Annotated in this window: 25 protein-coding genes; 18 read left to right on the top strand and 7 right to left on the bottom strand. The window is 68.9% G+C overall.

The window, feature by feature from the left end; genetic code table 11:
- Positions 1 to 70: 70 nt before the first annotated feature.
- The 7 genes from ACH413_RS27710 (at position 71) to whiA (ending at position 7,390) form a co-directional block, all read left to right on the top strand.
- Positions 71 to 355: a Rieske (2Fe-2S) protein gene (locus ACH413_RS27710; protein WP_360031430.1), complete on the top strand. Its 285-nt coding sequence runs from the start codon at positions 71 to 73 to the stop codon at positions 353 to 355.
- A 106-nt stretch (positions 356 to 461) separates the two neighbouring features.
- Positions 462 to 929 carry a Rieske (2Fe-2S) protein gene (locus ACH413_RS27715; RefSeq protein ID WP_360031428.1) on the top strand — a complete coding sequence of 156 codons (468 nt, stop codon included), beginning with the start codon at positions 462 to 464 and terminating at the stop codon, positions 927 to 929.
- A gap of 42 nt (positions 930 to 971) precedes the next feature.
- Positions 972 to 2,873: an excinuclease ABC subunit UvrC gene (uvrC, locus tag ACH413_RS27720; protein ID WP_360031426.1), complete on the top strand. Its 1,902-nt coding sequence runs from the start codon at positions 972 to 974 to the stop codon at positions 2,871 to 2,873.
- A gap of 763 nt (positions 2,874 to 3,636) precedes the next feature.
- A complete protein-coding gene (locus tag ACH413_RS27725) occupies positions 3,637 to 4,314 on the top strand; it encodes an HD domain-containing protein (protein WP_360031424.1) in 678 nt (225 codons plus the stop codon).
- A gap of 267 nt (positions 4,315 to 4,581) precedes the next feature.
- Complete coding sequence (gene rapZ, locus ACH413_RS27730) at positions 4,582 to 5,439, top strand: RNase adapter RapZ (protein WP_167971916.1); 858 nt, start codon at positions 4,582 to 4,584, stop codon at positions 5,437 to 5,439.
- A 5-nt stretch (positions 5,440 to 5,444) separates the two neighbouring features.
- On the top strand, positions 5,445 to 6,413 hold the full coding sequence (gene yvcK / locus ACH413_RS27735) for a uridine diphosphate-N-acetylglucosamine-binding protein YvcK (protein ID WP_360032506.1): 969 nt from the start codon (positions 5,445 to 5,447) through the stop codon (positions 6,411 to 6,413).
- Positions 6,404 to 7,390, top strand: a complete 987-nt coding sequence (whiA, locus tag ACH413_RS27740) for a DNA-binding protein WhiA (protein WP_089912944.1) — start codon at positions 6,404 to 6,406, stop codon at positions 7,388 to 7,390. Before yvcK ends, whiA begins: the two co-directional genes overlap by 10 nt.
- A 57-nt stretch (positions 7,391 to 7,447) precedes the next feature.
- On the opposite strand, the gene ACH413_RS27745 is transcribed toward whiA, so the two are convergent.
- Positions 7,448 to 9,796: a LuxR C-terminal-related transcriptional regulator gene (locus tag ACH413_RS27745; protein WP_360031422.1), complete on the bottom strand. Its 2,349-nt coding sequence runs from the start codon at positions 9,794 to 9,796 to the stop codon at positions 7,448 to 7,450.
- Between the two features lie 90 nt (positions 9,797 to 9,886).
- Here ACH413_RS27745 and ACH413_RS27750 point away from each other — a divergent pair, with 90 nt between their 5' ends.
- The 6 genes from ACH413_RS27750 (at position 9,887) to ACH413_RS27775 (ending at position 13,962) form a co-directional block, all read left to right on the top strand.
- Positions 9,887 to 10,093: a hypothetical protein gene (locus tag ACH413_RS27750; protein ID WP_360031420.1), complete on the top strand. Its 207-nt coding sequence runs from the start codon at positions 9,887 to 9,889 to the stop codon at positions 10,091 to 10,093.
- 115 nt (positions 10,094 to 10,208) lie between these two features.
- Entirely contained in the window at positions 10,209 to 11,213 is a 1,005-nt protein-coding gene (gene gap / locus ACH413_RS27755; RefSeq protein WP_360031419.1) for a type I glyceraldehyde-3-phosphate dehydrogenase, read from the top strand.
- 19 nt (positions 11,214 to 11,232) lie between these two features.
- On the top strand, positions 11,233 to 12,426 hold the full coding sequence (locus ACH413_RS27760) for a phosphoglycerate kinase (protein ID WP_360031417.1): 1,194 nt from the start codon (positions 11,233 to 11,235) through the stop codon (positions 12,424 to 12,426).
- Positions 12,426 to 13,214: a triose-phosphate isomerase gene (gene tpiA / locus ACH413_RS27765; RefSeq protein WP_360031415.1), complete on the top strand. Its 789-nt coding sequence runs from the start codon at positions 12,426 to 12,428 to the stop codon at positions 13,212 to 13,214. The genes ACH413_RS27760 and tpiA overlap by 1 nt, the downstream gene beginning before the upstream one ends.
- A 94-nt stretch (positions 13,215 to 13,308) precedes the next feature.
- On the top strand, positions 13,309 to 13,551 hold the full coding sequence (gene secG / locus ACH413_RS27770; RefSeq protein WP_360031413.1) for a preprotein translocase subunit SecG: 243 nt from the start codon (positions 13,309 to 13,311) through the stop codon (positions 13,549 to 13,551).
- A gap of 66 nt (positions 13,552 to 13,617) precedes the next feature.
- Complete coding sequence (locus tag ACH413_RS27775) at positions 13,618 to 13,962, top strand: RNA polymerase-binding protein RbpA (RefSeq protein WP_030478110.1); 345 nt, start codon at positions 13,618 to 13,620, stop codon at positions 13,960 to 13,962.
- Between the two features lie 67 nt (positions 13,963 to 14,029).
- Here the strand turns inward: ACH413_RS27775 and ACH413_RS27780 are convergent, their stop codons facing one another.
- On the bottom strand, positions 14,030 to 14,893 hold the full coding sequence (locus tag ACH413_RS27780) for a hypothetical protein (RefSeq protein WP_360031411.1): 864 nt from the start codon (positions 14,891 to 14,893) through the stop codon (positions 14,030 to 14,032).
- A gap of 109 nt (positions 14,894 to 15,002) precedes the next feature.
- On the opposite strand from ACH413_RS27780, the gene ACH413_RS27785 reads away from it, so the two are divergent.
- Both ACH413_RS27785 and ACH413_RS27790 read left to right on the top strand, forming a co-directional pair.
- A complete protein-coding gene (locus ACH413_RS27785; protein WP_360031409.1) occupies positions 15,003 to 15,719 on the top strand; it encodes a hypothetical protein in 717 nt (238 codons plus the stop codon).
- Complete coding sequence (locus ACH413_RS27790) at positions 15,716 to 17,326, top strand: serine/threonine-protein kinase (RefSeq protein ID WP_360031407.1); 1,611 nt, start codon at positions 15,716 to 15,718, stop codon at positions 17,324 to 17,326. Before ACH413_RS27785 ends, ACH413_RS27790 begins: the two co-directional genes overlap by 4 nt.
- Here the strand turns inward: ACH413_RS27790 and ACH413_RS27795 are convergent.
- The gene (locus ACH413_RS27795; RefSeq protein ID WP_360031405.1) at positions 17,313 to 17,933 is read right to left on the bottom strand and encodes a TetR/AcrR family transcriptional regulator; all 621 of its coding nucleotides are present in this window, start codon (positions 17,931 to 17,933) and stop codon (positions 17,313 to 17,315) included. The two genes, ACH413_RS27790 and ACH413_RS27795, sit on opposite strands and share 14 nt — an antisense overlap.
- 39 nt (positions 17,934 to 17,972) lie before the next feature.
- On the opposite strand from ACH413_RS27795, the gene ACH413_RS27800 reads away from it, so the two are divergent.
- A complete protein-coding gene (locus ACH413_RS27800; protein ID WP_360031404.1) occupies positions 17,973 to 19,067 on the top strand; it encodes an abortive phage infection protein in 1,095 nt (364 codons plus the stop codon).
- Here ACH413_RS27800 and ACH413_RS27805 read toward each other — a convergent pair.
- The 3 genes from ACH413_RS27805 to ACH413_RS27815 all read right to left on the bottom strand — a co-directional run bounded on the left by ACH413_RS27805 (position 19,057) and on the right by ACH413_RS27815 (position 21,794).
- Entirely contained in the window at positions 19,057 to 20,313 is a 1,257-nt protein-coding gene (locus ACH413_RS27805) for a histidine kinase (RefSeq protein ID WP_360031402.1), read from the bottom strand. The genes ACH413_RS27800 and ACH413_RS27805 overlap by 11 nt on opposite strands.
- A 143-nt stretch (positions 20,314 to 20,456) precedes the next feature.
- Positions 20,457 to 21,086 carry a DUF4360 domain-containing protein gene (locus ACH413_RS27810; protein WP_360031400.1) on the bottom strand — a complete coding sequence of 210 codons (630 nt, stop codon included), beginning with the start codon at positions 21,084 to 21,086 and terminating at the stop codon, positions 20,457 to 20,459.
- 81 nt (positions 21,087 to 21,167) lie between these two features.
- The gene (locus tag ACH413_RS27815) at positions 21,168 to 21,794 is read right to left on the bottom strand and encodes a DUF4360 domain-containing protein (RefSeq protein ID WP_360031398.1); all 627 of its coding nucleotides are present in this window, start codon (positions 21,792 to 21,794) and stop codon (positions 21,168 to 21,170) included.
- A 193-nt stretch (positions 21,795 to 21,987) separates the two neighbouring features.
- Between ACH413_RS27815 and ACH413_RS27820 the strand changes: the two genes are divergently transcribed.
- Positions 21,988 to 22,377, top strand: coding sequence for a response regulator (locus tag ACH413_RS27820; protein ID WP_360031397.1), 390 nt, complete (start codon positions 21,988 to 21,990; stop codon positions 22,375 to 22,377).
- Here the strand turns inward: ACH413_RS27820 and ACH413_RS27825 are convergent.
- Positions 22,365 to 25,202: a substrate-binding domain-containing protein gene (locus ACH413_RS27825; protein WP_360031395.1), complete on the bottom strand. Its 2,838-nt coding sequence runs from the start codon at positions 25,200 to 25,202 to the stop codon at positions 22,365 to 22,367. The two genes, ACH413_RS27820 and ACH413_RS27825, sit on opposite strands and share 13 nt — an antisense overlap.
- Positions 25,203 to 25,319: 117 nt before the next feature.
- On the opposite strand from ACH413_RS27825, the gene ACH413_RS27830 reads away from it, so the two are divergent.
- Positions 25,320 to 26,690, top strand: a complete 1,371-nt coding sequence (locus ACH413_RS27830) for a hypothetical protein (protein WP_360031393.1) — start codon at positions 25,320 to 25,322, stop codon at positions 26,688 to 26,690.
- The last annotated feature ends 39 nt before the right edge of the window (positions 26,691 to 26,729 follow it).

Raw genomic sequence — 26,729 nt, forward strand, 5'->3', positions numbered from 1 at the left:
GAGCGCCTGTGGCGAGCCCGCTCCTCGCAAGACGGGTGGTGTCGGGACCGCTCGCCCAGGGGACCGGGTCGTGGCCGTCTCCTCGGTGCCCGAGGGCAGTGGTTTGCTGGTGGACATGCCCGGCAACGCCCAGTTGTTGGTCGTGCAACCTCGATCGGGTGAATTCCGCGCGTTCAATCCCGCGTGTCCCCATGTCGGTTCCCTGGTCAATCCTCCGGCGGCCGGAGTCATCACCTGCCCGTTGCACGGGAGCGCTTTCGACCCTTTGAGCGGCGCCGTCCGCAAAGGACCTGCGACTTCGGGACTGACCGAGGTCGCCATTGCGCGTTCCGGCGATGATTTGGTGCTCGGCTGAGACCTGTGCATTTGCTGTGCATTGGGCGTCTGACTGAACTCTCGCTGACCGTTCCGCGTAATGCTGTGGTGTGACCCCGAACACCCACCACCACGGAGGATCGGTCGTGAACACCGAAAGCCTGGTCAGCAGGCGAGCGGCGCTCTGCGGAATCGCGGTTGCCCTCGCGGTGCCCAGCGGACTCGTGACCGCCTGCAGCTCAACGGGTACTTCCACGGGCTCGTCTCCCACCTCCGCCGGAGGCTCGGAACCCACTTCGGGAGCCGCTGGTTCCACCGGCACGGCCCTGGTCGCCTTGGCCGACGTGCCTGAAGGCGGCGGCGCCGTCGTGGACGGTCCCGGCGGCCGCAAGATCGTCGTCGCGCGCATCTCCGCCACCGAGGTCAAGGCGTACGACGCCTCCTGCCCGCACCAGGGTTCCGTGGTCGGGGAACCCGCCGGTGGCACCATCACGTGTCCTTCGCACGGCAGCCAGTTCGGTGCGTCCGACGGCTCGGTGAAGAAGGGGCCGGCGACGTCCGGTCTGCGTGCCGTCGCCGTGAAGGTCGACGGCGACCAGGTGGTCCTGACCTGACCCTTTCTGTTTTTGTCAGACCACGTCGATAGTCTTGACGGCGTGGCAGATCCCTCGACGTATCGCCCCGCCGTGGGCACGATTCCTGAGGCTCCCGGCGTCTACAAGTTCCGCGACGCCGGTGGCCGGGTCGTGTACGTCGGCAAGGCGAAGAGCTTGCGCAGCAGGCTGAACTCGTACTTCGCGGATCTGGCCGGGTTGCACCCGCGCACCCGCCAGATGGTGACGACGGCGGCCTCCGTCGAGTGGACGGTGGTCGCCACCGAGGTCGAGGCGCTGCAGCTCGAGTACAACTGGATCAAGGAGTTCGACCCGCGCTTCAACGTCCGGTACCGCGACGACAAGTCGTATCCGGTGCTGGCCGTCACGCTGCACGAGGAGTACCCGCGGCTGCACGTGTACCGCGGCCCGCGCAAGAAGGGCGTGCGCTACTTCGGCCCGTTCGCGCACGCCTGGGCCATCCGCGAGACGTTGGACCTGCTGCTGCGCGTGTTCCCGGCGCGCACGTGCTCGGCGGGCGTTTTCAAGCGGCACAACCAGATCGGCCGCCCGTGCCTGCTCGGGTACATCGACAAGTGCTCGGCGCCGTGCGTCGGCAAGGTGTCGGCGGACGAGCACCGCGACATCGTCCTCGACTTCTGCGACTTCCTCGCGGGCAAGACGGACAACATGGTCCGTCGCCTCGAACGCGAGATGCTCCAGGCGTCGGACGAGCTGGAGTTCGAACGCGCCGCACGCCTGCGCGACGACCTGGGCGCGCTGCGCCGCGCGATGGAGAAGCAGGCAGTCGTCCTGGGCGACGGTACGGACGCCGACGTGATGGCGTTCGCGCAGGACGAGCTCGAGGTCTCGGTCCAGGTCTTCCACGTGCGCGGCGGCCGGGTGCGCGGCCAGCGCGGCTGGGTGCTGGACAAGGTCGAGGCCATCGACGACGGCGCCCTGGTCGACCAGTTCATCATGCAGTTCTACGGCGACGAGACCGAGAACACCCCGCGCGAGGTCCTCGTCCCGGTGCTCCCGGACGACGCTTCCGCGCTGGAAGACCTGCTGTCCGAACAACGAGGCTCGCGGGTCGTCCTGCGCGTCCCGCAACGAGGCGACAAGCGTGCCTTGATGGAAACGGTGGCCCGCAACGCCTCCGAAGCCTTCGCCCAGCACAAACTCCGCCGGGCAGGCGACCTCACCGCCCGCTCCGCGGCGTTGCAGGAGATCCAGGACGCGCTGGCCCTCGACACCGCACCGCTGCGCATCGAGTGCATCGACATCAGCCACGTCCAGGGCACCGACGTGGTGGCGTCCCTGGTCGTCTTCGAGGACGGCCTGGCCCGCAAGGCCGAATACCGCCGCTTCGCCCTCCGCGAAGCAGCAACGGAAGGCGACGTCGCCTCCATCGCCGAGGTCGTCCGCCGCCGCTTCCAGGCGATGCTGCGCGAAACCGCGTCCGGCGGCCCGAACCCGGGCATAGACCCGGACACCGGCAAACCCCGCAAGTTCGCCTACCCGCCCAACCTCCTGGTGGTGGACGGCGCGGGCCCGCAAGCCGCGGCGGCCTCAGACGTCCTGGCCGAACTGGGCATCACCGACGTGGCCGTAGTAGGCCTCGCGAAACGCCTGGAAGAGGTCTGGGTCCCCGGCGAACCGGACCCGGTGATCCTCCCGCGCAGCAGCGACGGCCTGTACCTGTTGCAACGAGTCCGCGACGAGGCCCACCGCTTCGCCATCGCCTACCACCGCCAGAAGCGCTCGAAGCGCATGACCACGTCCGAACTGGACGAGGTCCCCGGCCTAGGCGAGACGCGCAAAGCCGCGCTGCTCAAGCACTTCGGCTCGGTGCGGAAGCTGCGACAGGCCACAGTGGACGAGATCAGCGACGTGCCGGGGGTGGGCCGCCGCACCGCGGAGGCCGTGGTGGCGACCTTGGCTTCGGCGGGCGGAAAGTCTTGACGCGTCAGGAGCCGCCGCGCCGCGCGGGCCCGGGTGGGGCGCGCCGCGTGGGTCCGAGTTTGGTGTGCCGCGTGGGTCCGGATTTGGTGTGTCGCATGAGTCCGGGGCCAGCTCACCGCGTGGGTTCGGAGCTGACACGCCGTGTGGGTCCGGACCTGGCACGCCGTGTGGGTCCGGACCTGAGACGCCGCGTGAGTCCGGATTTTGTGTGCCGCAAGGGTTCGGAGTCGGCCCACCGTGTGGGTCTGGATCTGGTGTGCCGTGTGGGTCCGGCTTTGGTGTGCCGCTTGGGTTCGGCGCCGGTCCACCGTGTGGGTCCGGATCTGGCGCGCCGTGTGAGCCCGGATTTTGTGTGCCGCAGGAGTTCGGTGCTAGCTCACCACGTGAGTCCGGAGCTGACACGCCGTGTGGGTCCGGACTCACGTGGTGTGAGTTCGGATTTTGTGTGCCGGATGGGTTCGGCACCGGTCCACCGCGCGAGCCCGAACCTGGCGTGCCGCAGGGGTTCGGTGCCAGCTCACCGCGTGGGTCCGGGTCGGGCGCGCCGTGCGAGCCCGGATTTTGTGCGCCAGATGGGTTCGGCGCCGGTCGACTGCGTGGGTCCGGACCTGGCACGCCCCATGATTTCGGAGCCGGCGCGGCCCTGGAGCGTGGAGTCGGCGCGACCCTCCAGCGTGGAGCCGTCTCGCGGCATCGGCCCAGAGGTGGCCCGCCACCTGAGTGTGCAGCCTATCCGCCACATCCGTCTCGAGGCGGCCGGCACATGAGTCAGGAGTCCGGCCGTCGCGCGGAGGCAGAGGCCGCCGGAGTCGCGAGCACCGTGCCGCCGCTGGTGCCGCCGCCGGTGTCGACGAAGGCCGAGTCGCTGGCGCGCCGCGCCATGACCGAGGACGTGGCCCTGCGCCCCCTCCCCGCCGCAGCCGCAACCCTCCTGTCCGACCTGCGGGCCTCACCGCGGCTGGTCGCGCACCTGCGGGCCGTGCACGACGTGGCGTGCGAACTCGTCGCGTGGGTCGCGGCGCACCACCCGGCTGCGGCCGTCGACCGGGCCGCGGTGCTGTTCGGCGCGGCCACGCACGACATCGGGAAGGTGTTGCACCCCAACGAGTTGTCCGGTCCGGGCTCGGCTCACGAGCCGGCGGGGTACGAGCTGCTGCGGGCTCGCGGCGTCGAGGAACGGCTGGCCCGCTTCGCGCGGACGCACGGGTCGTGGACCGCGGACGGCATCGGGCTGGAGGACCTGCTGGTGAGTCTCGCGGACAAGGTCTGGAAGGCCAAGCGCGTCCCGGACCTGGAACAGCTGGTCACCGCGCGTCTCGCCCGAGCCGCACGCAAAGAGGCGTGGGAGGTGTTCATGGCGCTGGACGACGAGCTGGACCGGATCGCGTCCGGGGCCGACGCGCGGCTGGCGTTCCAGTCGAGCTGTCCGGTCGCGCCGTGAAGAGCCCCTCATCGTTCTCACCAGCCGCAGTGGTCACTTTCGTCCTGCGGGCGTCCCGCGAACCGGGCGAGGATCGTGACCGCGGCCACGGCGCGGCCGTGTCGACCGTCGAACCTGCCGCGCGTGAGGGCCGTTCCAGGGGAGACTGCGTGCCGGGCGTGTCGCGACAGGAGCGCAGCCCAGCACACAGCTCGCCCAAACGAGAGCGCCCAGCAGCGCTCATGAACAGGTAACGGAGTCGTAGTCGTGAACGCGGAGAAGTCCGGCATCGAAGTCGCCGTGGTGACCGGGCTGTCCGGTGCGGGCCGCAGCACCGCGGCCAAGTGCCTGGAGGATCTCGGCTGGTTCGTCGTGGACAACCTGCCGCCGGAACTCATCGCCACCATGGTCGAGCTCGGCGCTCAGGCGCGCGGGGCGATCACGAGGGTCGCTGTCGTCATGGACGTGCGGAGCCGCGCGTTCACCGAGGACCTGGCCGCCATCATCAAGGACCTCGACGCGCGGGGGTACAAGCCGCGCGTGCTCTTCCTCGAAGCCACCGACGACGTGTTGATCCGCCGCTTCGAGGCGGTGCGCCGCGGTCACCCCATGCAGGGGGACGGGCGGTTGCAGGACGGCATCGAGGCCGAGCGGATTCTGTTGACGCCGCTCAAGCAGGAAGCCGATCTGGTTCTCGACACCAGTGCGCTGAGCATTCACCAGTTGCGGGCCAAGATCGAGGACACGTTCGGCACCGAGGCCGCGACGCGCACGCGGGTCACCGTGCTGAGCTTCGGGTACAAGTACGGGCTGCCGATGGACGCCGATCTCGTCATGGACGTGCGGTTCCTGCCCAACCCGTTCTGGATCCCGGAACTGCGCGAGCAGACGGGTCTGGATGGTGAGGTGCGCAACTACGTGCTGTCCCAGGAGGGCGCTGACGAGTTCCTTGATCGGTACCACGAGCTGCTGAGGCTCATCGGTGCCGGTTATCGGCGTGAGGGCAAGCGCTACCTGACGCTCGCGATCGGCTGTACTGGCGGTAAGCACCGCAGTGTGGCCCTGAGCGAAGAGCTGGCCGCGCGGCTGGCTAGCGAGGACGGCATGGCCGTGAAGGTCGTGCACAGGGATCTGGGACGTGAGTGACGAAGTTGAAAGCTGTTGCTTTGGGTGGCGGACACGGGTTGCACGCGACGCTGACCGCGCTCAGACGGGTCACCGACGACGTGACGGCCGTGGTGACCGTCGCGGACGACGGTGGCTCGTCGGGGCGGCTGCGGCGCGAGCTGCAAGACCTGCTGCCGCCGGGTGACCTGCGCAAGGCCATGGCGGCGCTGGCGGGGGAGGACGAGGCCAGCCAGCGCTGGACGTCCCTGTTCAAGCACCGCTTCGGCGGCACGGGGGCACTGGCAGGCCACGCGGTCGGGAACCTGGTGATCGCCGGGCTGCTCGAGCAGCTCGGCGACCCCGTGGCGGTGCTCGACCTCACGAGCCGGCTGCTCGGCGTCAAGGGCAGGGTGCTGCCGATGTCGAACGATCCGCTCGACATCGAGGCGGACGTCGTGGGCCTCGACGAGGACGAGAAGGACGTGCGGCGCATCCGGGGACAGGTCGCCATCGCGACCACACCGGGGCTCGTGCAGCGCATCCGGCTGACTGCCCCGAACGGGCGACCTGCCGGCTGCCCGGAAGCAGTACAGGCTGTACTTGACGCCGATGTCGTGGTACTCGGCCCCGGATCGTGGTTCACCAGCGTGTTGCCGCATCTGCTGGTGCCCGAACTGCACGACGCGCTCGTGCACACGCGGGCCAAGAAGGTTCTTGTGCTCAATCTCGTCCCCCAACCGGGTGAAACCGCTGGTTTCTCTCCGGAGCGGCATTTGGACGTAGTCTGCGAACACGCACCCGAGCTGAAGGTGGACGCGGTGATCGCGGACGTCGACTCGGTCCCCACCCCGGACCGGCTGACGCGCGCCGCCTCGGCACTGGGTGCGCGTACGCATCTGGCCAAGATCGCCGCACCGGACGCCGCTGAGCGGCATGATCCGGAGGCGCTGGCCGGTTGCCTGAGGCAAGTGGTCGAGGAGACCGGAGTGGGAGGGACAAGCCCGTGGCGATGACGTCGGCGGTCAAGGACGAGCTGAGCAGGCTCGCGGTATCCAAGACCTGTTGCCGCCGCGCGGAGGTGTCCTCCCTGCTCAGGTTCGCCGGGGGCTTGCACATCGTGTCCGGCCGGGTGGTCGTCGAGGCCGAGCTCGACCTGGGTTCCGCGGCGCGCAGGCTGCTCAAGGAGATCCAGGCGCTCTACGGCCACCACGCCGAGGTCTTCACGATCCAGTCCAACGGCCTGCGCAAGGGCACCCGGTACGTCGTCCGCGTGGTCAAGGACGGCGAGGGGCTGGCCCGCCAGACCGGACTGCTCGACCCGCGGGGCCGCCCGGTGCGCGGCCTGCCCGCGCCGGTCGTGTCCGGTGGTGTCTGCGACGCGGAGGCCGCGTGGCGCGGTGCCTTCCTGGCGCACGGCTCGCTGACCGAACCCGGTCGCAGCTCGTCGCTGGAGATCACCTGCCCCGGTCCCGAGGCGGCGCTGGCGCTGGTCGGCGCGGCCCGCAGGATGGGCATCTCGTCCAAGTCGCGTGAGGTCCGCGGGGCCGAGCGCGTGGTGATAAGGGATGGCGACGCCATCGGGGCGATGCTGACCAAACTCGGCGCGCACGACAGCGTGATGGCGTGGGAAGAGCGCCGGATGCGACGTGAGGTCCGCGCCACCGCCAACCGGCTCGCGAACTTCGACGACGCGAACCTGCGCCGTTCGGCCCGTGCGGCCGTCGCGGCGGCGGCACGAGTCGCACGGGCGCTCGAGATCCTCGGACCGGAGGCGCCGGACCACCTGGCCGCCGCCGGGCAGCTCAGGCTCGCGCACCGGCAGGCGTCGCTCGAGGAGCTGGGGCAGCTGTCCGACCCTCAGATGACCAAGGACGCGGTGGCAGGCCGTATAAGGCGTCTGCTGGCCATGGCGGACAAGCGGGCCAAGGACCTGGGACTGCCGGACACCGAGTCCGCGGTCACGGCGGACATGCTCGAGGCCGAGGTCTAGACCGCGTCCTGCAGGTCCGTTCGATGAGAGTCACGGGCGAGACTTGCAGGACGCGGTCTAGGACGTGTGCCGGCCCGCCCACACGGCGAGCTGAGCCCGTGAGCGCAGTCCCAGTTTCGAACGCGCGTGCGTGACGTGCCGGGCAACGGTGTGCGGTGAGATTCCGAGCCGTTGCCCGATCTGCCGGTTCGTCAGTCCTTCCGCCACGAGCGTCGCCACGTGCCGTTCGCGGGCGGAGATCACGTCGTCGGACTCGGCGAGCGGCTGCGCGGTCAGGGCGTAGGAAATGGCCTGTGCCAACGACATCCGCTCGCCCGTCGACTCGGCGGCCCGCAGCCGTGCGGCGGTGATCCGGTCACGGCAGACGGCCCGCGCGTCGTCCAGCAGGTCCTGCCAGTACGGCTCGGCGCGGAACGCGTAGCGGGTGCGGACGACGGAGGCGGACGTCAGCAGCGAGAGCGCGCGTTCGTCGTCGGACCCCACACCGACCAGCCCGAGCGCCAGCCCTTCCAGGTCGTAGAACTGGTCCATGGGGTGCTCCGACCCCACCTCCAGGCTCTCCCGGAACAGGTCGACGGCCTCCGGGAAGCTCTTGCGCGCCAACGCGATCGCACCTGCGCTGTGCAGGACGGGGTTCAGCATGTGCGGCAGGCCGATCAACCGGGTCAGCGTCAACGCCTCGCGCACCAGCGGCGCCGCCCGGTCCGCGAAACCGTGCTGCAGCAACGTCCAGCCGTAGGAGTTCAGCAGGATGGCGCGCGCCAGCTGGTCGTCCGAGTCGCGCAGCAGCACGGCGGCCTCGTCGAACAGCCGCCAGGCCACCGCGGGATCACCGGTGTGTGCCTCGGCCGAGGCGAGCACCTCCAGCGCGCGGGCCGTCGTGCCGGGACGGCAGGCGTCGGCGCGTTCGATGGCCAGCGACTCCTCGGCGAACCGGCGGGTCACGTGCCAGCCGCCGCGCACCCGGTGGTGCATCGCAGCGAGCACCGAGAGGACGCTGCGGTACGCCTGGGGCATCGGCCGGGTCAGCGCCTGGTGCAGCAGCTCGGTGGGAGCACCGCGCGGGCCACGCGGGGTCGACGTCCAGGCCGTGGCGACGATCGTGAGGGCGTGCCGCGACCAGTCGCCGGTGTCCGCCGTCCTCGCCACGGCCAGTTCGAGCAGGCCCACGTTGCGGTCCAGGCGCAACACGACCGGTGGCGACGGGAAGAACGACGAGATCTCCGGCTCCACGACCGAACACACCCACTCGACCACACGGTCGGCCACAAGAGAGACGTCTCCGTGCGCGATGGCGCGCTCATGGCAGTAGAGACGCACTGATTCGAGCTGACGGAACGTCGTGTGCCCACCGACCCGTTCCGCGACCAGCAGCGACTTCTGCTCGAGGCCGGTCAGCAGCTCCAGGGCGTCGGGAACGCCGCAGACCGCGCTCGCCACCCCGAGGTCGAACGGCACGCCCAGCACCGCGAGCCGGCGCGAGGCCGCCTGCTCCTCCTCGGACAGCAGGTCGTAGCTCCAGCCGATCGCGGCCCGCAGCGTGCGGTGCCGGTCGTCGGCGGCGCGCGGCCCACCGGTCAGCAACGCGAGGCGGTCGCCCAATCGGGCAAGGATGTCGGCGGGGGACAGCACGGTGATGCGCCGCGCGGCCAGTTCGATGGCCAGCGGCATGCCGTCCAACGACCGGCACACGGCGACGACGTCGGCGACGTTCGACGCGTCCACCTCGAACGAGCGGTCCACCGACACGGCACGGTCGCGGAAGAGCACCACGGCGTCATGACGCAGAGCTTCGGCGAGGTCGGCATCCGCGGGCGGCAGCTCCAGCTCACCGACCGCGAAGACCTGTTCTCCGGCAAGGCGAAGAGGCTCCCGCGACGTCACCAGCACGCGCAGCCGCGGGCAGCCCGCCAAGAGCTCCGCCACCACGTCGCCGACGTCGAGCAGCAGGTGCTCGCAGTTGTCGAGCACGAGCAACGGCCGCCGGTGCTGCTCGATCTCGGCGATCACGGCGTCGCGCACCGACCGGTTGGGCAACGGGTGCGCGCCGACCGCGTGGTAGATCGCCTGGACGGCGTCGGACGCGGGTGCCAGCGCCGCCCACCACGTCTGATCAGCGCGTTTGCTCACGTGCTGGACGGCCAGCCTGGTCTTGCCCGCGCCCGCCGGGCCGACCAGCGAGACGAGCCGGTCCGCACCGAGGCGTGCCAGCGCGGCCAGTTCCTCGCGGCGGCCGACGAAGGTGTCGAGCGGCGCCGGGAGCGCGGTGTCATGCGGGGAGTCGTCGCGTGCCGAGCTGCGTTCGCGATACGCGCGTTGACGGCAGGCGTTGGAGCAGTAGCGTCGGCCCGCGACCGCTTCGGTGAGCGGGTTTCCACATGTCACGCAGGCGGCATTGGCCGTCATGACCATTGACCGTACCGGTGCGTAACGGTCCGTAACACCCGCTGTTTCGGGGTATTGAAGGGTCCTTCCGACCCTCGACAGGATCCCTTCATGACAGCCCAGAGCAGACCAGCGAACCCGCTCGTCCCGCCGCAGGACCGGCAAGTGGTGGACGAGTGGCTCGCGAGGATCACGGCGGTCGTCGGAAGAGACGCGAAGGACACCGGTCCGGAGGCTTGCCGCACCGCCGCGGAGGCGGCAGAGGAACTGAGCGCGTACCTCTGGATGCTCCGCGCGCTGCGCCGCCGAACGGCCTAATCAGGACAGGTTTTTCTGGCTCGATCAAGAGATACTCACTATCCCTGTGACCAGGGACGCAGTTCGGCAGATAGGGTGGGCTTGTTCCTACCAAGCTGAACGCAAGGAGTCAGTCGTGACGGTTCGTGTAGGTGTCAACGGTTTCGGTCGCATCGGGCGCAACTTCTTCCGCGCCGTGAGGGCCGGCGGCCACGACATCGAGATCGTCGCGTTCAACGACCTCGGTGACGTCGCCACGATGGCGCACCTGCTGAAGTACGACAGCATCCTCGGTCGACTGGACGCCGACGTGCAGGTCACCGACGAGGGCATCTCCGTCGACGGCAAGGTCATCAAGGCCCTCGCCGAGCGCAACCCGGGCGCTCTGCCCTGGAAGGACCTCGGCGTCGACGTCGTGGTCGAGTCCACCGGCTTCTTCACCGACGCCACCAAGGCCCGCGCGCACGTGGACGAGGGCGGCGCCAAGAAGGTCATCATCTCCGCGCCCGCCAAGAACGAGGACCTCACCGTCGTCATCGGCGCGAACGAGGAGAAGTTCGACGGCTCGCAGACGATCATCTCGAACGCGTCCTGCACCACGAACTGCCTCGCGCCGCTGGCCAAGGTCCTCAACGACAGCTTCGGCGTCGAGCAGGGCCTCATGACCACGATCCACGCGTACACGCAGGACCAGAACCTGCAGGACGCGCCGCACAGCGACCTCCGCCGTGCCCGCGCCGCCGCGCTGAACATCGTCCCGACCTCCACGGGTGCCGCGAAGGCCATCGGCCTGGTGCTGCCGGAGCTCAAGGGCAAGCTCGACGGCTACGCGCTGCGCGTGCCGATCCCCACGGGCTCGGCCACCGACCTGACCGTCACGCTCAAGCGCGAGGTCACCGTCGAAGAGGTCAACGCCGCGTACAAGGCCGCCGCCGAGGGCCCGCTGGCCGGCATCCTCAAGTACTCGACGGACCCGATCGTGTCGGCCGACATCGTCACCGACCCGCACTCGTGCATCTACGACGCGCCGCTGACCAAGGTCATCGGCAACCAGGTCAAGGTCGTCGGCTGGTACGACAACGAGTGGGGCTACTCCAACCGCCTCGCGGACCTGGTCAAGCTCGTCGCCGCCAAGATCTGAGCAGGAGCGGACGAAGTCAGTGAAGACTCTCAGCGACCTGCTCGCCGAGGGTGTCGCAGGTCGGCGCGTACTCGTACGCGCCGACCTGAACGTCCCCCTCGATGGCGACAAGATCACCGACGACGGCCGTGTGCGCGCGTCGGTGCCGACGATCAAGGCGCTCGCCGACGCGGGTGCCCGCGTGATCGTCACCGCGCACCTCGGCCGCCCCAAGGGCGAGCCGGACCCCCAGTTCTCCCTGGCCCCGGCCGCCGCTCGCCTCGGTGAGCTGCTCGGCACCGAGGTCGCGCTCGCGAGCGACCTGGTCGGCCCGTCCGCCACCTCCGTGGTCGGCGCGCTCACCGACGGTGGCGTCGTGATGCTGGAGAACGTCCGCTTCGACGCCCGTGAGACCTCGAAGGACGACGCCGAGCGCGCCGCACTGGCCGAGGAGCTCGCGGCGTTCGCGGACGCGTTCGTGTCCGACGGTTTCGGTGTGGTGCACCGCAAGCAGGCCTCGGTCTACGACGTGGCGCAGAAGCTGCCCGCGTACGTCGGCGGTCTCGTCGAGACCGAGCTCGGCGTGCTCAAGAAGCTCACCGACGACCTGGAGCGCCCGTACGTCGTGGTGCTCGGCGGCGCGAAGGTGTCCGACAAGCTCGGCGTCATCGCGAACCTGCTGGCCAAGGTCGACCGGCTGCTCGTCGGCGGCGGCATGGCGTACACGTTCCTCAAGGCCCAGGGCCACGAGGTCGGCACGTCGCTGCTGCAGTCCGACCAGCTCGACCAGGTTCGCGGCTTCCTCGAAGAGGCCGACAAGCGCGGCGTCGAGCTCGTGCTGCCGGTCGACGTGCTGGTCACGGCCGAGTTCGGCAGCGTCGAGCACGACGTCGTCGGCACCGACTCGATCCCCGCCGACAAGATGGGCCTCGACATCGGCCCGAAGTCGCGCGAGCTGTTCGCGTCGAAGCTCGCCGACGCCAAGACCGTGTTCTGGAACGGCCCCATGGGCGTCTTCGAGATCGAGACCTACGCCGGTGGCACGCGTGCCGTCGCGGAGGCCCTGGTCAAGTCCGAGGCGTTCACCGTCGTCGGTGGTGGCGATTCGGCTGCCGCGGTGCGTGCGCTGGGTCTGCCCGAGGACGGCTTCTCGCACATCTCCACCGGTGGTGGCGCCTCTCTCGAGTACCTCGAGGGCAAGGAACTCCCCGGCATCAGCGTTTTGGAGTCCTGATGGCAGCCCGGCTCCCGCTCATCGCGGGCAACTGGAAGATGAACCTCAACCACCTCGAGGCGATCGGTCTCGTGCAGAAGATCGCCTTCTCCCTCCCGGAGAAGTACTTCGCCAAGGTCGAGGTGGCCGTTCTTCCCCCGTTCGTCGACATCCGCAGCATCCAGACGCTGGTCGACGGCGACAAGCTGCTCCTCAAGTACGGCGCGCAGGACATCTCGCAGCACGACTCCGGTGCCTACACCGGTGAGGTGTCCGGCCCGATGCTCGCGAAGCTCGGCTGCGACTACGTGACGGTGGGTCACTCGGAGCGGCGCGAGTACCACGGCGAGACGGACGCCATCGTCAACGCCAAGGTCAAGGCGGCGCTGAAGGTCGAGGTCACCCCGATCTTCTGCTTCGGCGAGAAGCTCGACGTCCGCGAGGCCAAGGGTCACCTGGAGCTGGTGCGCCAGCAGCTGGAGGACGGCCTCAAGGGCTTCACGGCCGAGCAGGTCGCCAAGATCGTGTTCGCCTACGAGCCCGTCTGGGCCATCGGCACCGGTCGCACCGCCTCCTCCGCCGACGCGCAGGAGGTGTGCTCGCTGGTCCGCTCGTTCGTCGCGGAGAAGTACGGCGAGGAGACCGCGGCCGTCGTCCGGGTGCTCTACGGCGGTTCGGTCAAGTCGTCGAACATCAGCGAACTGATCGGGCAGAAGGACATCGACGGCGCTCTCGTCGGCGGTGCCAGCCTTCAGGCCGACGAATTCACCAAGCTGTGCGCATTGGCTGCCGGCGGGCCTCTACCCTAAGTTGATCTGGATAAACCCTTAACCCCACTGGTTGCACACGTTCGGCAGTCGAACAGGTACTCTATGGCGTCGGCTGCCTGACAGCGAGGAAGAAATGATCCTGTTCCTGCAGATCCTGTTGATCGTCTCCAGCGTGCTGCTGGTGCTGCTCGTGCTGTTGCACCGCGGCCGTGGTGGCGGCCTTTCTTCGCTGTTCGGCGGCGGTATGCAGTCGAGTCTGTCCGGTTCCTCCGTTGTCGAGAAGAACCTCGATCGCCTGACGCTGTTCGTCGGCGCGGTCTGGATCATCGCCATCGTGGGCATCGGACTCCTGATCAAGCTGCCTCCGTCAGCCTGATCAACCGTTCAGCGGCAGAAGCCCTCAGGGGCTTGGAGTAACCACTTGGTGGGGGTGTAACGGTCGATGTCCGGTGGTAACGCGATTCGCGGTACCCGCGTCGGCGCAGGCCCGATGGGCGAATCGGAACGCGGCGAGTCCGCGCCCCGTCGTCGGGTGTCGTACTGGTGCGCGAACGGTCACGAGTCCCGGCCTTCCTTCGCGGTCGAGGCGGAGGTCCCGGAGAGCTGGGACTGCCCGCGCTGCGGCCTGCCGGCAGGTCGTGACGAGCAGACGCCGCCCGCGCCGCCGCGCAACGAGCCGTACAAGACGCACCTTGCGTACGTGAAGGAGCGGCGCTCCGACGCGGACGGCGAGGCGATCCTCGAAGAGGCTCTCGCCAAGCTGCGCCGCCAGCGCGAAGAGCCGTAAGGCTCGGATCTTCGAACAATGCGAAAGGCCCCCTCATCCTGCGGAGAGGGGGCCTTTCGCATATCTCTTATCGCCGCAGTCCCGAGAACTGGCGGCGCAGCATCGCGGCACCGACGAGCAGGAAGAACAACAGCACCACGAGCGTGCTGGTCGTACCGCCGGACGAACTCGACAGCGTCACGTCCACGTTGCCCACGAGCACGATGCCGCACTCCGCGCGCACCTTGTGGCGGCCCGGCTCGATGTTCGCGAACTTCACCGGCGACCGGAAGGTGCCGTTCTCGTCCGCGGTCGTCTTGCCGACGTCCTGGCCCAGCGACTTCAGCGTCACGTTCGCGCCCTTGGGGCAGCCCGTGCCGGTCGCGGTCAGGTCGTCACCGGGCTGGATGTTCTCCTTGTCCAGGACCAGCACGCCGTCGTCGGGGTTGGTCAGCGCGTCGGTGGACGAGGACGGGGCCGACGAGTCCGTGGTGGTCGTCGTCGTTGTCGTGGTCGTGCCCGGAGTCGTGGTGGTGACGACCGGTGGACGCGTCGTCACGGGCGGGTTGGTGACCGGCGGGTTCGTCACCGGCGGAACGGTGACGGGCGGCTTGGTCGTCGTGGTGGTCGGGGGCGGCGGCACGACGACGCGCAACGCGCTGCCCGCGACGCCGCACTTCGTGTTGGACGACCTGGCTTCGAGCTTGTGGCTACCGGCACTGGTGCCCACGGGCACGGTGGCCCCGACCGAGCCGCTGGAGGCCGAGGCCGCCGACGCGATCTGGGCGCCGTCGAGCGTGAAACTGATGCTGACGGCACGACACGTAACGAATCCGCCCCAGGAAATGGTCACGGGGCCGCCTGCTGTGGCAGGCTGCGGCGCCGCGGTCACACTGGGCGGCTGCTGGGCCGCGGCCGGTGTGGCGACCAGCACCGTAACACCGGCCATCATGGCCACGAGTAAGCCTAAAGACCGCATTCCCTCTCCCCGGATCAGAACCTAAGGTGCGCTAGTGAGACGTCGCATGGCCGGTGCAGGTTTACTGCTGTGGTGCGGAATTATGCTGCTTCCCCCGGCGGCCCTCGCACAGGACGGGTCTGTGATCCTCGAGGCCGATGTGGACGGTAGGCCGGTTGGAGTAGGGAACCTCGTTCTGGACCCCTCGCAGACCGCCAAGGTCTCGGTCACGGTCCGCAACAACACGACCACCGTGCAGCGCGTGAAGACCGTGCGCATCAGCGGCACCGCGCTCGCGTTGACCTTCTTCGCTTACGACACAACGGTTCCGTTCGACGTGCCGGCGAAGTCCTCGGAGACCCGGTCGTTCCCGCTGGAGCCCACCGACCTCGGCTCGCAGGCGATTGGTCTCCTTCCGGTCACAGTTGAGGTCATCGACGTCGGGCGGGAGAGCATCGCGTCTGTCGAGACGACCGGAGACGTCAAGGGCTCGCTCTGGTCGGTCTACGGGGCGTTCGGTCTGGGCGTGCTCGTGCTGACCGGGTTGTCGTGGGCGGGGGCGTTGATCGCGCTGGCCCGCCGGCGGCTGCCCCCGAACCGGTGGCAGCGCGCCATGCGGTTCCTGCCCGCCGGGATCGGCACGGGGCTGGTCGCGGTGATCTCGTTGTCGGTGCTGCGGCTGGTGGCGCCGTCGCCCACGGCCGAGATCCCGTTCATCGTGGGCGCCGCCGCGGCCGCGTTCGTGCTCGGATACCTGACGCCGCACCCCGGGGAGCGGCGGCATCCGTCCGATGTGGATACCGTGAGGATTCAACGGTGATTCAGTCCAGTGTGGTCGCCGCGCTGCCGCAGTACGCCGTCGGTGAGCAGATCGGCGAGGGCGGCATGGGTGTCGTCTACGGCGGTGTGCACCGTCAGCTGGGGCGTCCCGTGGCGATCAAACGGCTGCCGCACGCGGTGGCCGAGGATCCGCGGATGAGCGAGCGCTTCGAGCACGAGGCGCGGCTGCTGGCCCGCCTCGACCACCCGCACATCGTGCCCGTCTACGACTACGTCCGGCAGCAGGGCGAGCACCTGCTGGTGATGGAACGGCTCGACGGCGGCACGGTCTGGTCGCGGTTCTCCGGCGACGGCCTGACCGCGCAGCAGTCCTGCGGGATCGTGCTCGCGGCGCTGTCCGGGCTGCACGCGGCGCACGAGGCCGGGGTGCTGCACCTCGACGTGAAGCCCAAGAACCTGCTCTTCACCTCGAACGGCGTGGTGAAGGTGGCGGACTTCGGCATCTCCCAGGTCGTGTCGGAGGGTGCGACGCTCGTGACGCACGGTGGAGCGGTGCTCGGCACCCCCGCCTACATCGCGCCGGAGCAGGCGATGGGCAACGCGCTGTCGCCCGCGGCCGACGTCTACGCGACCGGCACGATGCTCTACGAACTGCTGTGCGGCGACCTGCCGTTCGAACGCGGCGGCGGCCCGATCGCGATGATCCAGAAGCGGGTCTTCCAGGAACCGCGGCCGGTGCCGAAGGTGCCGGAACCCCTTGCGGGCGTGGTGATGCGCAGCATCGCCCGGGAGCCGGAGGCGCGCTACCGCAACGCCGAGACGTTCGCGATCGACCTGGCGGCCGCGGCGGGCCACCTGTTCGGTCCGGACTGGCTCGTGCGCCTGGGCATGCCCGTGCACCTCGCACCGCAGGTGTCGTCGTCTTCCACGCGTCCGTCGCTGCGGCCCGTGCCTGAGCGCGACACCGTCACGCTCACGGGGCAGCGGATCCGGGCCACGCTGGTCGACCCGATCCCGGCCGCACGGCTGAGCGGCAGCAGCACGCTGGTGCCGGCCTCGGAGGTGATCAGGCCGCCGTCGAAGCCCTGGGCGTTGTGGCTGGTGGCCGCCCTCGCGTTGATCGCGATGGCCGTCGTGCCGTTCGCGGCGACCGGCAACCCGCCCGAGGTCGTCATCTCGCAGGACCTGGCAGACCCGGTGAAGGTCGACGGCACGCATCTCGTCGTGACGGCGGCCGGGATCCCGCTCGCCGACGTGCCTGAGCGCACGCCGGAGGGCTTCGTGCTGCCGGGTGCGGCGCGGTGGATCATCGGCGGCGTCGTGACGGCGCGCGTCGACGACGGGGCGCCGTTCCTGTTGAAGTCCAACCAGACGCCGTGGCTGAGCCTGATGGGCACGGGCTCGGCGTTGCTGCTGCTCTTCACGTTCGCCTACCTGGAGTCGAACCTGCGGGCGTTGCGGCGGCGGCAGACCGGCCTGGCGGCGGTGATCGCGTCGGTGCCGCTGGGCCTCGGCCTCGGCCTGTCCGTGTGGCTGCTCGTATCGGTGTTGCTGGAGCACGAGCCGACGTTGTCGGTGGCGCTCACGTGCGGTGTGCTCGGTGCGGCGGCGGCTCTGAGCGCGTCGCTGGCGTCTAAGCGCGCCTGACCGCCAGTTCGAACAGGTCCGCGAGCTCCTTCGCGTACCGGGTGACGTCGGTGTCCGGCCGGGCCATGAGCTCGGCCGGCGCCGCCTCCATCGCCGCGATGACCGACACGGCCATCACCCTGGGCGCGAACTCGCGCAGTTCCCCGGATGCCTGACCTTCGCGGAACATGTCCTCCAACTCGGTCAGCGTCTGCTCGTTCTGCTCCTCCGACCACGTCCGTGCGGCTTCGGCGTCCCGTGCGGCGGCCGCGATCTGAGAGATCGCGATGAGTTCCGCGGGGTGTTCGGCGCAGTAGTGCACGAAACCCTCGATGAGCGACCGCAGCGCCGTGACGTAGCCGTCGGCGCTCTCGGAGCGTGCGGTCAGAGCGCGGTCCATCGAGTCGTGCACGGTCAGCATGACCTGCTTCATCAGTTCCTCGCGCTTCGCGAAGTGGTACGTGATGAGCCCCGGGCTGATGCCCGCACGCTGTGCGATCTGCACGAACGACGCCTTCGCGTACCCGATCTCGGCGATCGTCGCGATGGTCGCGGCCACGATCTGACCGCGGCGGGCGTCCTCGATGAAGCTGCGCTTCTGGCCGCCCGGCCGATTTTCTGGTTGCATGAACAGGAGCCTAGTTGAGCAACTAGTCGAGGGGGAACGATGATCAGTCGAAAGGTGTTCTTGAAGGCTGCTGTGGGTGCCGCGGCACTGAGCATCGGGGGCGGCACGGCGTCGGCGGCGCCGAAGAAGCGTGGCGGTGTCTGCTACGACACCGGCGTGCTGCACGCGGCGGGGGAGCCGTTGAGCCGCGTGCGCTGGAGCCGTCAGCAGCTGGAACGGGAGATCCGCATCCTCGCCGGCGAGTTGCGCTGCCCGTCGATCACGGCGTTCGGCAGCGACCTCGGCCGCCTCGCCGAGACGACGGACGCGGCGTTGCGCCGGGGCATGCGGGTCTTCGTGCAGCCGAGGCTCTACGACCACCCGCAAGAGCAGATCCTGGAGCACATGGCCGAGGCCGCGCGCACGGCCGAACGGAAGCGGCGCGGTGACGACATCGCGTTCGTCACCGGCTGCGAGCACTTCCTGTTCACGCCGGGCATCATCCCCGGAGACACGTTCCTGGACCGGCTCGCGAACATCCCGTCGATCACGGACTGGCCCGCGGTCATCCAGCGCTTCCGCGAGTTCATGGTGCGGGCGGTCGAGGTGGCGCGCAGGGAGTTCCGGGGCCGGATCACCTACGGCGCGGCCGCGGGGGCGGACGCCGACTGGAACGACTGGTCGTTGTTCGACCTCGTCGGCCTCGACTACTACACGTACTTCGAGACCGATGCCGAGTACACGGCCGACCTGGACAGATACCGTCGCTGGGGCAAGCCGCTGATGATCATGGAGTACGGCTGCTGCACGTTCACGGGTGCCGCGAAGGCCGGCGGGATGGGCTGGGACATCGTCGACTACGAGGCCGACCCGCCGGTGATCAAGCCCGGTTTCGAGCGCAACGAACGCGAGCAGGCCGACCACATCGCCCGCATGCTGCGCGTGTTCGCCGCACAGCCCGACGTCGAGGGATCGCACCTGTACTCGGTCATCACGCCGGACTCACCGCACAACCCGACGTGCCGCGACCGCGACTACGACATGGCCTCGTACAGCCTGCTGCGCACGATGCGCGAGCGGTTCGACGACGACAACTCGCCCTACCGCCTGGAGCCCAAGAAGTCGTTCCACGCCTTCCAGGGCTTCAATCGGTGATGACGCGTTCCCTCGGGAACGACGCCGTCACCAGGAAGCCGCCGTCCTCGGTCGGCCCCGCCGAGAACTCGCCGCCGAGCAACGTGGCGCGTTCGCGCAGGCCGACCAGGCCGTGACCTCCGCTGGGCAGCGACGACGACGGGCTGGACGGGGCGGTGTTGCGCACCTCGACCTGCACGTTGTCGTCGTACTGGGCGTCGATGAACACCGTCGCGCTCGAACCCACCGCGTGCTTGCGGATGTTGGTCAGGGCCTCCTGCACCGTCCGGTAGACGGCGCCGGACACCGGTGCGGGGAGGTCCTCGACCGGACCCTTGAGCTGGATGGTCACCTCGAAGCCCGCGTCGGCGGCCAGGTCGGACAGTTCGTCGAGGCCCGGCTGGGTGTCGTCCGTGGTGCGTAGGACGGACACGAGCGTGCGGAGTTCATCGAGCGTGCGCGTCGACAACATGCGGATGGTGCCGGCGACCTGCTTGTGCTCGGCGTCGACCACGGCCATGCGCAACGCACCGGCCTGCATGGCGATGAGACTGACCTGGTGCGACACCACGTCGTGCATCTCGCGGGCGAGCTTTGCCCGTTCGTCGGCACGGATGGCGTGCGCGTGCAGCACACGTTCTCTCTCGCGTGACTCGGCCAGTTCGCGGATGCGGTCGGACAGCTCCTGGCGCGCGTGCACCAGCAGGCCGATCGCGATCGGCAGGCCAGACACGAGGAAGCCGTAGATCGCGGAGTGGAAGTGGCCGGAGGCGGGCCGGTCGATCAGCTCCTGGAACGGCCAGGCGACGAACCGGCAGAGCCACACCAGCGCGGCCGCGAGGCCCGTCTGCCAGCCGCCGAGGTAGCGGCGGGCGACCGTGTAGAGGGCGATCATCGCGGCGAGCTGCGACCAGCCGACGAAGAAGCCGGGAATGGTCAGCACGAGCGTGAGGAACGGGAACCGCCGCCGCAGGACCAGCGCGCCGACCGCGAGCCAGTTGAGCCACAGCTGGTAGTTCTCGACCGGCGGGAGGTCCGTGATCGGGTCGGCTTCGAGCCACAGCCCGTACAGCCAGACGTCGAGCACGGCGAAGAAGATCAACGCCAGGTCCGCGAGCACCTGGCGGTAGTCACCACTGAGCGGCCAGCGCGAGCCGGCCGCGGTCTCCTCCGACCGTCTGGCCGGGAGCAGCGTCGTGGTCAGGATCCGACCTCCCCTGTGAGCCTTGCGATCCTCACCGTACTGCGCGTATGCGGCGGATGGCATTGGCTGCCCCTTTACCCCGACCTGCCCCGTCATGGGGGTAAGACGCCCGCACACGCGAATCTGTACGCGGCTCCTCTCACATATGTGCTACCGCACACGTCCGTGCGGACGCGTGCGGTAGTCACAGCACTACTGAGGGGCTATCAGGGGCAGGTCTTCCAGCTGAACTGGTAGGTCGTGTCGATCGCACCGTCCGTGGAGTCCATCGACACGAAGCTCGTCGTCGTGGCCGTGTTGGACGTGCCGGGGTAGACGCGGAGCTCGGTGTTGATGTTGAAGTTCCGCTTCTCGCCGCACGGCGAGTAGACGATCGCGGCGACCTCGGTCTGGTCGGTGGCCTGCCAGTCGTCGCTGTGCGGGCCGTTGTAGCGGTGCTGCGCCGAGTCGTTCTGCGACATGCCCTGGAAGTAGTAGTTGGCCTTCTGGATGGCGTACGCGCCTCTCTCCAGGTGCGCGAAGCCTCTGTAGTCGGCCTGGGCGATGCCGTAGGTGAAGCCCTGCGGGACGTTGACCCGGAGGTTGAGCTGGCAGTTCTTGCGGAAGTCGGTCGGTCGCGCGCCGACGCCGATCTGGGCCAGGTAGTCGCTGTAGGTGACCGTGAAGGCCTTGTTGTCCTCGGACACCGCGACGGCCGCGGTGCCCGCCGGGCAGCCGGAGCCGTTGACCGTGACGACGTCGATGGTGATGTGGTCGGGCGGCGGCGTCTCGTTGGGCGAACCGGGCGGGATGATGATGGCCGAGGCCAGCAGGGCAGCGGCAACCGCGTTGAGCATGAGGGGCACCTTTCCAAACGCGTCTCGCAGGGAGGGGTGGCGGCGGTTGGAACTTCGGTGGCGGCGGCCTTTGTCAGAAAATCAGCAGCGCTTCCACGAGAAGTGGTGCAGAGTGCGCACTTCTCCGCGCTGGTAGTCCATCGTCATGAAACTGTTTGTATTGGCATCCGAGCTACCCTTGTCGACGCGCAGTGCGCTGTTGACGTTGAGATTCTTCTGCTCGCCGCACGGCGACCAGACGATCTCCGAGAACTCGGTCTTGTGGGTGATCGACCAGTTGTCGTCGAACGGCCCCGTGAACGAGTGCTTCCACGTGGTGGTGGCCGATTGACCCTGGAAGTAGTAATTCACCGACTGGTACCCGGTCGCGCCGGGTTTGAGGTACCCGTAGCCGCCGTAGGTCGCTTCCGCGATGCCGTACGTGAAGCCCTGCGGGACGTTGATCTGCAGCGTGAGCTGGCAGTTCTTGCGGAAGTCGGTCGCACCGGCACCCTTGCCCGCCTGGGCCAGGTAGTCGCTGTAGATCACCCAGAACGAGGTGTTGTCCGGTGAGACGATCACTTCGGCGCTGCCCTGCTTGCACCCGGAACCGTTCACCGTCACCACGTCGATCGTCACGCGCTCCGAAGGAATCGTCGCGGCGTGTGCGGGTGCTGACGACAATGTGAACAGCACGGCCAGAGCGGCTGCTGCCGTCGCTTTACGCATGAAGTTGGCCTTTCCTGGTGCCTCTTTCTCAGCGTGGAGCGGCAGCGGTGCGCGAAGGTTAGCGCAGACCCTCAACCAATGGTGTGATCCAAATGGCCCAGGTCACACTGATGGAGCAGTTCGTGAAGAATTACCAAAAATAGTCGGACACCTGGTGCTGAAGGCACGAATAGTTTCCGGCATACTTGCCCGCATGTCGCTGGCTGGGCTGGTGCTCGTGGTCGAGGACGAGGACCCCGTGCGTAGGTACACCGTGAGCCTGCTCGAGGAGCTGGGCTTCACAGTTCTGCAGGCCAGCGACGGCATCGAGGCGCTCGCGATCCTGCGCGAACGGTCCGCCGACATCAGCGCGATGCTGCTCGACCACAGCATGCCGGGCCTGTCCGGCGAAGAGGTGCTGGCGCAGGTCGAACGCGAGGGCCTCGCCGTGCCGGTGGTGCTGACCAGCGGCTACGACCGCGCGTCGCTGGAGCGGCGGTTCGCAGGGCACGACGTCGCCGGATACCTGCAGAAGCCGTTCCGGATCGAGGCGCTGGACGAGACGGTCCGCCTCGCCGTGTCCCGCCGCGCTCAGGCGTCCTGACTGAGCACCTGACGGACGCGTTCGAGCAGGTCCGACTCCACGTACGGCTTGGTGATCAGCACCTCGTCGTCGAGGATCTCGTCGGTCGTGTACCCGGACACGTAGATCACGGCCGGTGCCGCGCCGGTCGAGCGCAGCAGCCGGACGAGTTCGGGGCCGCCCATCTTCGGCATCACGACGTCCGTGAGCACGAGCTCGATCGTGCTGCGGTGCGCCGTCGCGAGTTGCAGCGCCTCCTGACCGTCGCCCGCCTCGATCACCGCGTAGCCCGCGGTCTCCAGTGAGCGCCGGGTCATGACCCGCACCTGCGCGTCGTCCTCCACGAGCAGCACCGTGCCGACGCCCTGGTGCGTGGTGGTGCGACGCGCGCACGGTGCTTCGGGCGTGCCATTGCGTTCGTGCGGCACGGGCAGATAGACCTCCACGGTCGTGCCCTCGCCCAGTGCGCTGATCAGTTCGATCTGCCCGCCGGACTGCTGCACGATGCCGAACACCGTGGACAGGCCGAGGCCGGTGCCCTTGCCCACCGGTTTGGTCGTGAAGTACGGCTCGAACACCTGCGCCTGCACGTCCGGCGCCATGCCCGCGCCGGTGTCCTGGACGCGCATCACGACGTACTCGCCAGGCCGCACGCCGACGATCCGGCCGGTGTCGCCGTTGCCGAGGGTCCGGTCCTCGATCGAGATCCGGAGCGTGCCGCCGGTGGGCATCGCGTCGCGGGAGTTGACCGCGAGGTTGAACAGGATCTGCTCGACCTGGCCGGCGTCCGCCCACACCTGCGCGACGTCCTCCGGCAGGTCGATGTCCAGCTCGATGTCCTCGCCGACGAGCGTGCGCAGCATCGACTCGACCTTGGTGAGGTTGTGCTTGAGGTCCAGGGACTCCGGGTGCAGGACCTGCTGACGGGTGAACGCGAGCAGCTGCCTGGTCAGGTTCGCGGCCCGCTCGCCCGCGTGCCTGATGTCCTCGATCGCCGTGCGCCTCGGATCGTCCGGAAGGGTCCGTCGCAGCAGCATCTCGCTGTTGCCGTTCACGACCGTGAGGATGTTGTTGAAGTCGTGCGCGATGCCACCGGTCAACCGTCCGATGGCCTCCATCTTCTGTGCGTGCCGTAGCTGCGCTTCGGTCTCGCCGACGCGTTCTTCGAGCCGTGCGCGCGCGTCCTTCAGTTCCTGCATCAGCCTGATGCTCCGCAACGCGCTGCTGAGCTGCTGCTGCACCGCCTCGTAGATCCAGCCGGGCTCCGGGCCCTCCTCGAAGATCACGTACCCGAGGTGGTCCTCGTCGGTGTAGAGCGGGGCGATCAGCGCGCTGAACGGCACGTTGCGCTTGAACGGGTACGGCGTCAGGTTGATCGTGGGGAACGGGGTGGCCGGCGGGGTCTTGAGTTCGGCGTTCTCGTACCGGACGAGCGCGCGCGCCGTGCCTGGCGTGTCGTACGCCATGACGTGACAGCCGGGGATGGCGAGGCGGGGGAGTTCCTCGGCGAGAGCGGTCGTCAACTCGTCCACGTCCCGTGACGCGATGAGCCGTTGCCCCGCTTCACGGACCGTCTGGTCGTGACGCTCGTGCGACAGGTACTTGAAGCGTGCGTCCGTGGCGAACGCATCACCGAGAAGCAGCTGCACGCGCAGCCACAGGTCGTTGATGATCGTCGCGTCGCTGATCCGCGCCGTCACGAACCGATGCAGGTCGAACAGCGGTGGCCACCACTTCGCCGGTTCGCACCCTGCGCGCGCGGTCCAGCGGATGTACTCGGCCAGCAGCTTGAGGAACTCCGCGCCCTCGACCTCACCGCGTCCCGCCGCCATCAGTTCGACGACCAGCTGCTCGGCCCACCCGTCCGGCAGGTCCGCTGAGGGCTTCCCGAGCGAGTCGCGCAGGTGGTCCGCCACCGTGGACGCGGTCGCGGACTCGTTGATGCTGAGCCGGTCGTGCGCGGGCGCGTGGTCGCCGAGCCCGGACGGCAGGCAGCCGCACGACCGGCGCACGATCAGTTGGGTCGGCAGGGTCTGGTGCTCGCGCGTCGGCTGGCCCTTGACCAGCGCCACCGCGAGTTCGGCCGCCCGGAAGCCCATTTCGAGGAACGGCGCCCTGACGGTGGTGAACGCGGGACTCGCCGCGTCGTGCGTGCGAACGTTCGTGTGGTTGCCGTACCCGACGACGGCGACGTCCTCCGGCGTGCGGTAGCCCAGTTCCTCCAGCGCGGACACGACTCCGATCGCGTAGTCGTCGTTCGCGGCGGCGATGGCGTCCGGCGGTTCCTTGATGCGCGCGAGCATCCTGCGCACGGCCTGCGTCGCGCCGTTCGGTTCCCAGATGAACGAGCCCGGCATCGTGACGAGCGCGGGGTCAAACGGGATCCCGTGGTTGCGCAACGAATCCGCGTAGCCGAGGAACCGCTCCCGTGCGCCCGCATGCGTTTGCGGCCCCCGGACGAACGCGATCCGGCGTTTGCCGTGCACCTCGATGAGGTGGTCGACGGCCTGCTTCATGCCGTCGCGGTTGTTCATCAGGATCGTTGGCCACTGGGCAAGACTTGTTTCGACGCTCACGATGGGCATGGGCGCGTAGCGCTTCACGTACTCCTGCATGCCCTCGGACCCGATGAGCTGCCCCACGCGCGTAGTCCACACCACGAGCGCATCGATGCGGTTCGGCGAGATGAGGTCGTAGACCGTGTTCGCGCGACGCTTGAGCGGGTCCGGATGGTCCAGTTCACTGCCCACGAAACACACGAGGTCGCACCCGAGGCGCTGAGCTCCGTCGCTGACACCACGCCACTGCTCGCCCGCGAGCTCGATGAGCGGGCCAGCGGTGATCATCCCGATGGTGGGACGTCGCTTCGCACTGCCGTTTGCCACAAAACCCCCGCTACTCAACGCGATTGGGGATGATACGCGTTGTCGGGGGGAATGCCTGCCGTGTTACCAGGGAGATTGGTGAACGCTGTACTGGAGGGCCTGGCGTCGAACCCCTCGCTGCCGGCCACGCTGCTCGACCGCCTGGTCACCCACCCCGAGTTGGCCCCTGACCTGGCGCAACGCGCTGATCTCTCTCCTGCGCACATACGCGCGCTCCTCGCCCATGCCGACTCCACAACCGTGTACACGCTGCTGGACAAGGGGTTGGTTCACCCGGCCGACATACCCATCACCAACGAATCGGTCGCCTTGGTGGTGACCGGAAGCCCGGACGCCGACCCCGCACTGGCCCGCGCACTGGCCTTCCACCCGGACCCGGCCGTCCGCGCGCGACTCCCGGAGTGCGCCTGCTCCCTGCCCGCCGACGTGGTCGCCCTGCTGGCCCGCGACTCCGACCCGTCCGTGGTCGCCGAATTGGTTACCTTCCAACCATTACCTCTCGCTCTGGCCGTGACGCTGAGCGGCCACGCGAGCCTCGACGTGCGCCGCGCACTCGCCGCCGGCCCGCACACGCCCGCTTCGGTGCTGGCCTCGTTGAGCTTCGAGGACGCCCTGGCCCGCGAGCTGGCCGCCAACCCCGCGACACCTTCGTCCATCGCCGCGGACCTGCTGCGCCACCACGCATCCCGCTACTTCCTGGCCGAACGCACCGACCTGCCGTCCGACGTCTACGACCAGCTCGCCTCGGAACTCGAACCCGGCATCCTGTCGCAGCTGGCCGCGAACCCCGCCGTCCCGGTGCCGGTCCTGCGCCAGCTCACCGGGACCCGCGCCCTGCGCCTCGTGCTCCTGCGCAACCCGGCGATCCCGTTGGACCTTCTGGTGGAACTGGCCCCGTCGGCGCGCATCGGGCCCGATCCGTTGCCCCGCATCGCTTCCGCTTCCGTCACCGAGCTTCGGGAACTGGCTGTGTGCTCGGTGGCGCAGGTGCGGATGCTGGTGGCCAGGCGTCCTGACCTTCCCGCGGATCTGTTCGACCGCCTGGTGCTGGATTCCGATGGTGGAGTCGCGGGCGCGGTCGCGACCCATCCGCTGGTGACGGTCGCGCAGTTGTGGGAGCTGGTCGAGAGGCACGGGCCTCCGCTGTTCCCGCGGGTGGCGCGGAATCCGTTGTGCCCGCCCGAGTTGTTGCACCACATGGCTTTGCGGGCCGGTTCGGTCGAGGAGACCTACCGGGCCGTCGCGCGGCATCCTGCGGCGTGGGGTGCAACTCTGTTGCTGTGCCTGGAGGACGCGCAGGCCCGGCATCTGGCCGCCGCTCATCCGCACCTGCCGGTGCCCACGATCGTGGAGTTGCTGGGGAGTGAGTTCACGGCTGGGGCAGCGGCGGCGAACCCGTCGCTGCCGGTGCACGTGATGGAGGAACTGGTGGACCGGGGCGAGGTATGAGCGACGAGACGTTCCGGCACCGCACACCCCCGCCGAGAA

Origin of the sequence: Lentzea sp. NPDC020367 (genome assembly GCF_044387305.1) — a bacterium.
Classification (GTDB): Bacteria; Actinomycetota; Actinomycetes; order Mycobacteriales; family Pseudonocardiaceae; genus Lentzea.

Bases quoted from the DNA above. Each gene is read 5' to 3' on its own strand.
- ACH413_RS27725 (WP_360031424.1), top strand. From the start codon at position 3,637: ATGAGTCAGGAGTCCGGCCGTCGCGCGGAGGCAGAGGCCGCCGGAGTC.
- ACH413_RS27745 (WP_360031422.1), bottom strand. From the start codon at position 9,796: ATGACGGCCAATGCCGCCTGCGTGACATGTGGAAACCCGCTCACCGAA.
- ACH413_RS27750 (WP_360031420.1), top strand. From the start codon at position 9,887: ATGACAGCCCAGAGCAGACCAGCGAACCCGCTCGTCCCGCCGCAGGAC.
- tpiA (WP_360031415.1), top strand. From the start codon at position 12,426: ATGGCAGCCCGGCTCCCGCTCATCGCGGGCAACTGGAAGATGAACCTC.
- secG (WP_360031413.1), top strand. From the start codon at position 13,309: ATGATCCTGTTCCTGCAGATCCTGTTGATCGTCTCCAGCGTGCTGCTG.
- ACH413_RS27775 (WP_030478110.1), top strand. From the start codon at position 13,618: ATGTCCGGTGGTAACGCGATTCGCGGTACCCGCGTCGGCGCAGGCCCG.
- ACH413_RS27780 (WP_360031411.1), bottom strand. From the start codon at position 14,893: ATGATGGCCGGTGTTACGGTGCTGGTCGCCACACCGGCCGCGGCCCAG.
- ACH413_RS27785 (WP_360031409.1), top strand. From the start codon at position 15,003: ATGCTGCTTCCCCCGGCGGCCCTCGCACAGGACGGGTCTGTGATCCTC.
- ACH413_RS27795 (WP_360031405.1), bottom strand. From the start codon at position 17,933: ATGCAACCAGAAAATCGGCCGGGCGGCCAGAAGCGCAGCTTCATCGAG.
- ACH413_RS27800 (WP_360031404.1), top strand. From the start codon at position 17,973: ATGATCAGTCGAAAGGTGTTCTTGAAGGCTGCTGTGGGTGCCGCGGCA.
- ACH413_RS27805 (WP_360031402.1), bottom strand. From the start codon at position 20,313: ATGCCATCCGCCGCATACGCGCAGTACGGTGAGGATCGCAAGGCTCAC.
- ACH413_RS27810 (WP_360031400.1), bottom strand. From the start codon at position 21,086: ATGCTCAACGCGGTTGCCGCTGCCCTGCTGGCCTCGGCCATCATCATC.
- ACH413_RS27815 (WP_360031398.1), bottom strand. From the start codon at position 21,794: ATGCGTAAAGCGACGGCAGCAGCCGCTCTGGCCGTGCTGTTCACATTG.
- ACH413_RS27820 (WP_360031397.1), top strand. From the start codon at position 21,988: ATGTCGCTGGCTGGGCTGGTGCTCGTGGTCGAGGACGAGGACCCCGTG.
- ACH413_RS27825 (WP_360031395.1), bottom strand. From the start codon at position 25,202: ATGATCACCGCTGGCCCGCTCATCGAGCTCGCGGGCGAGCAGTGGCGT.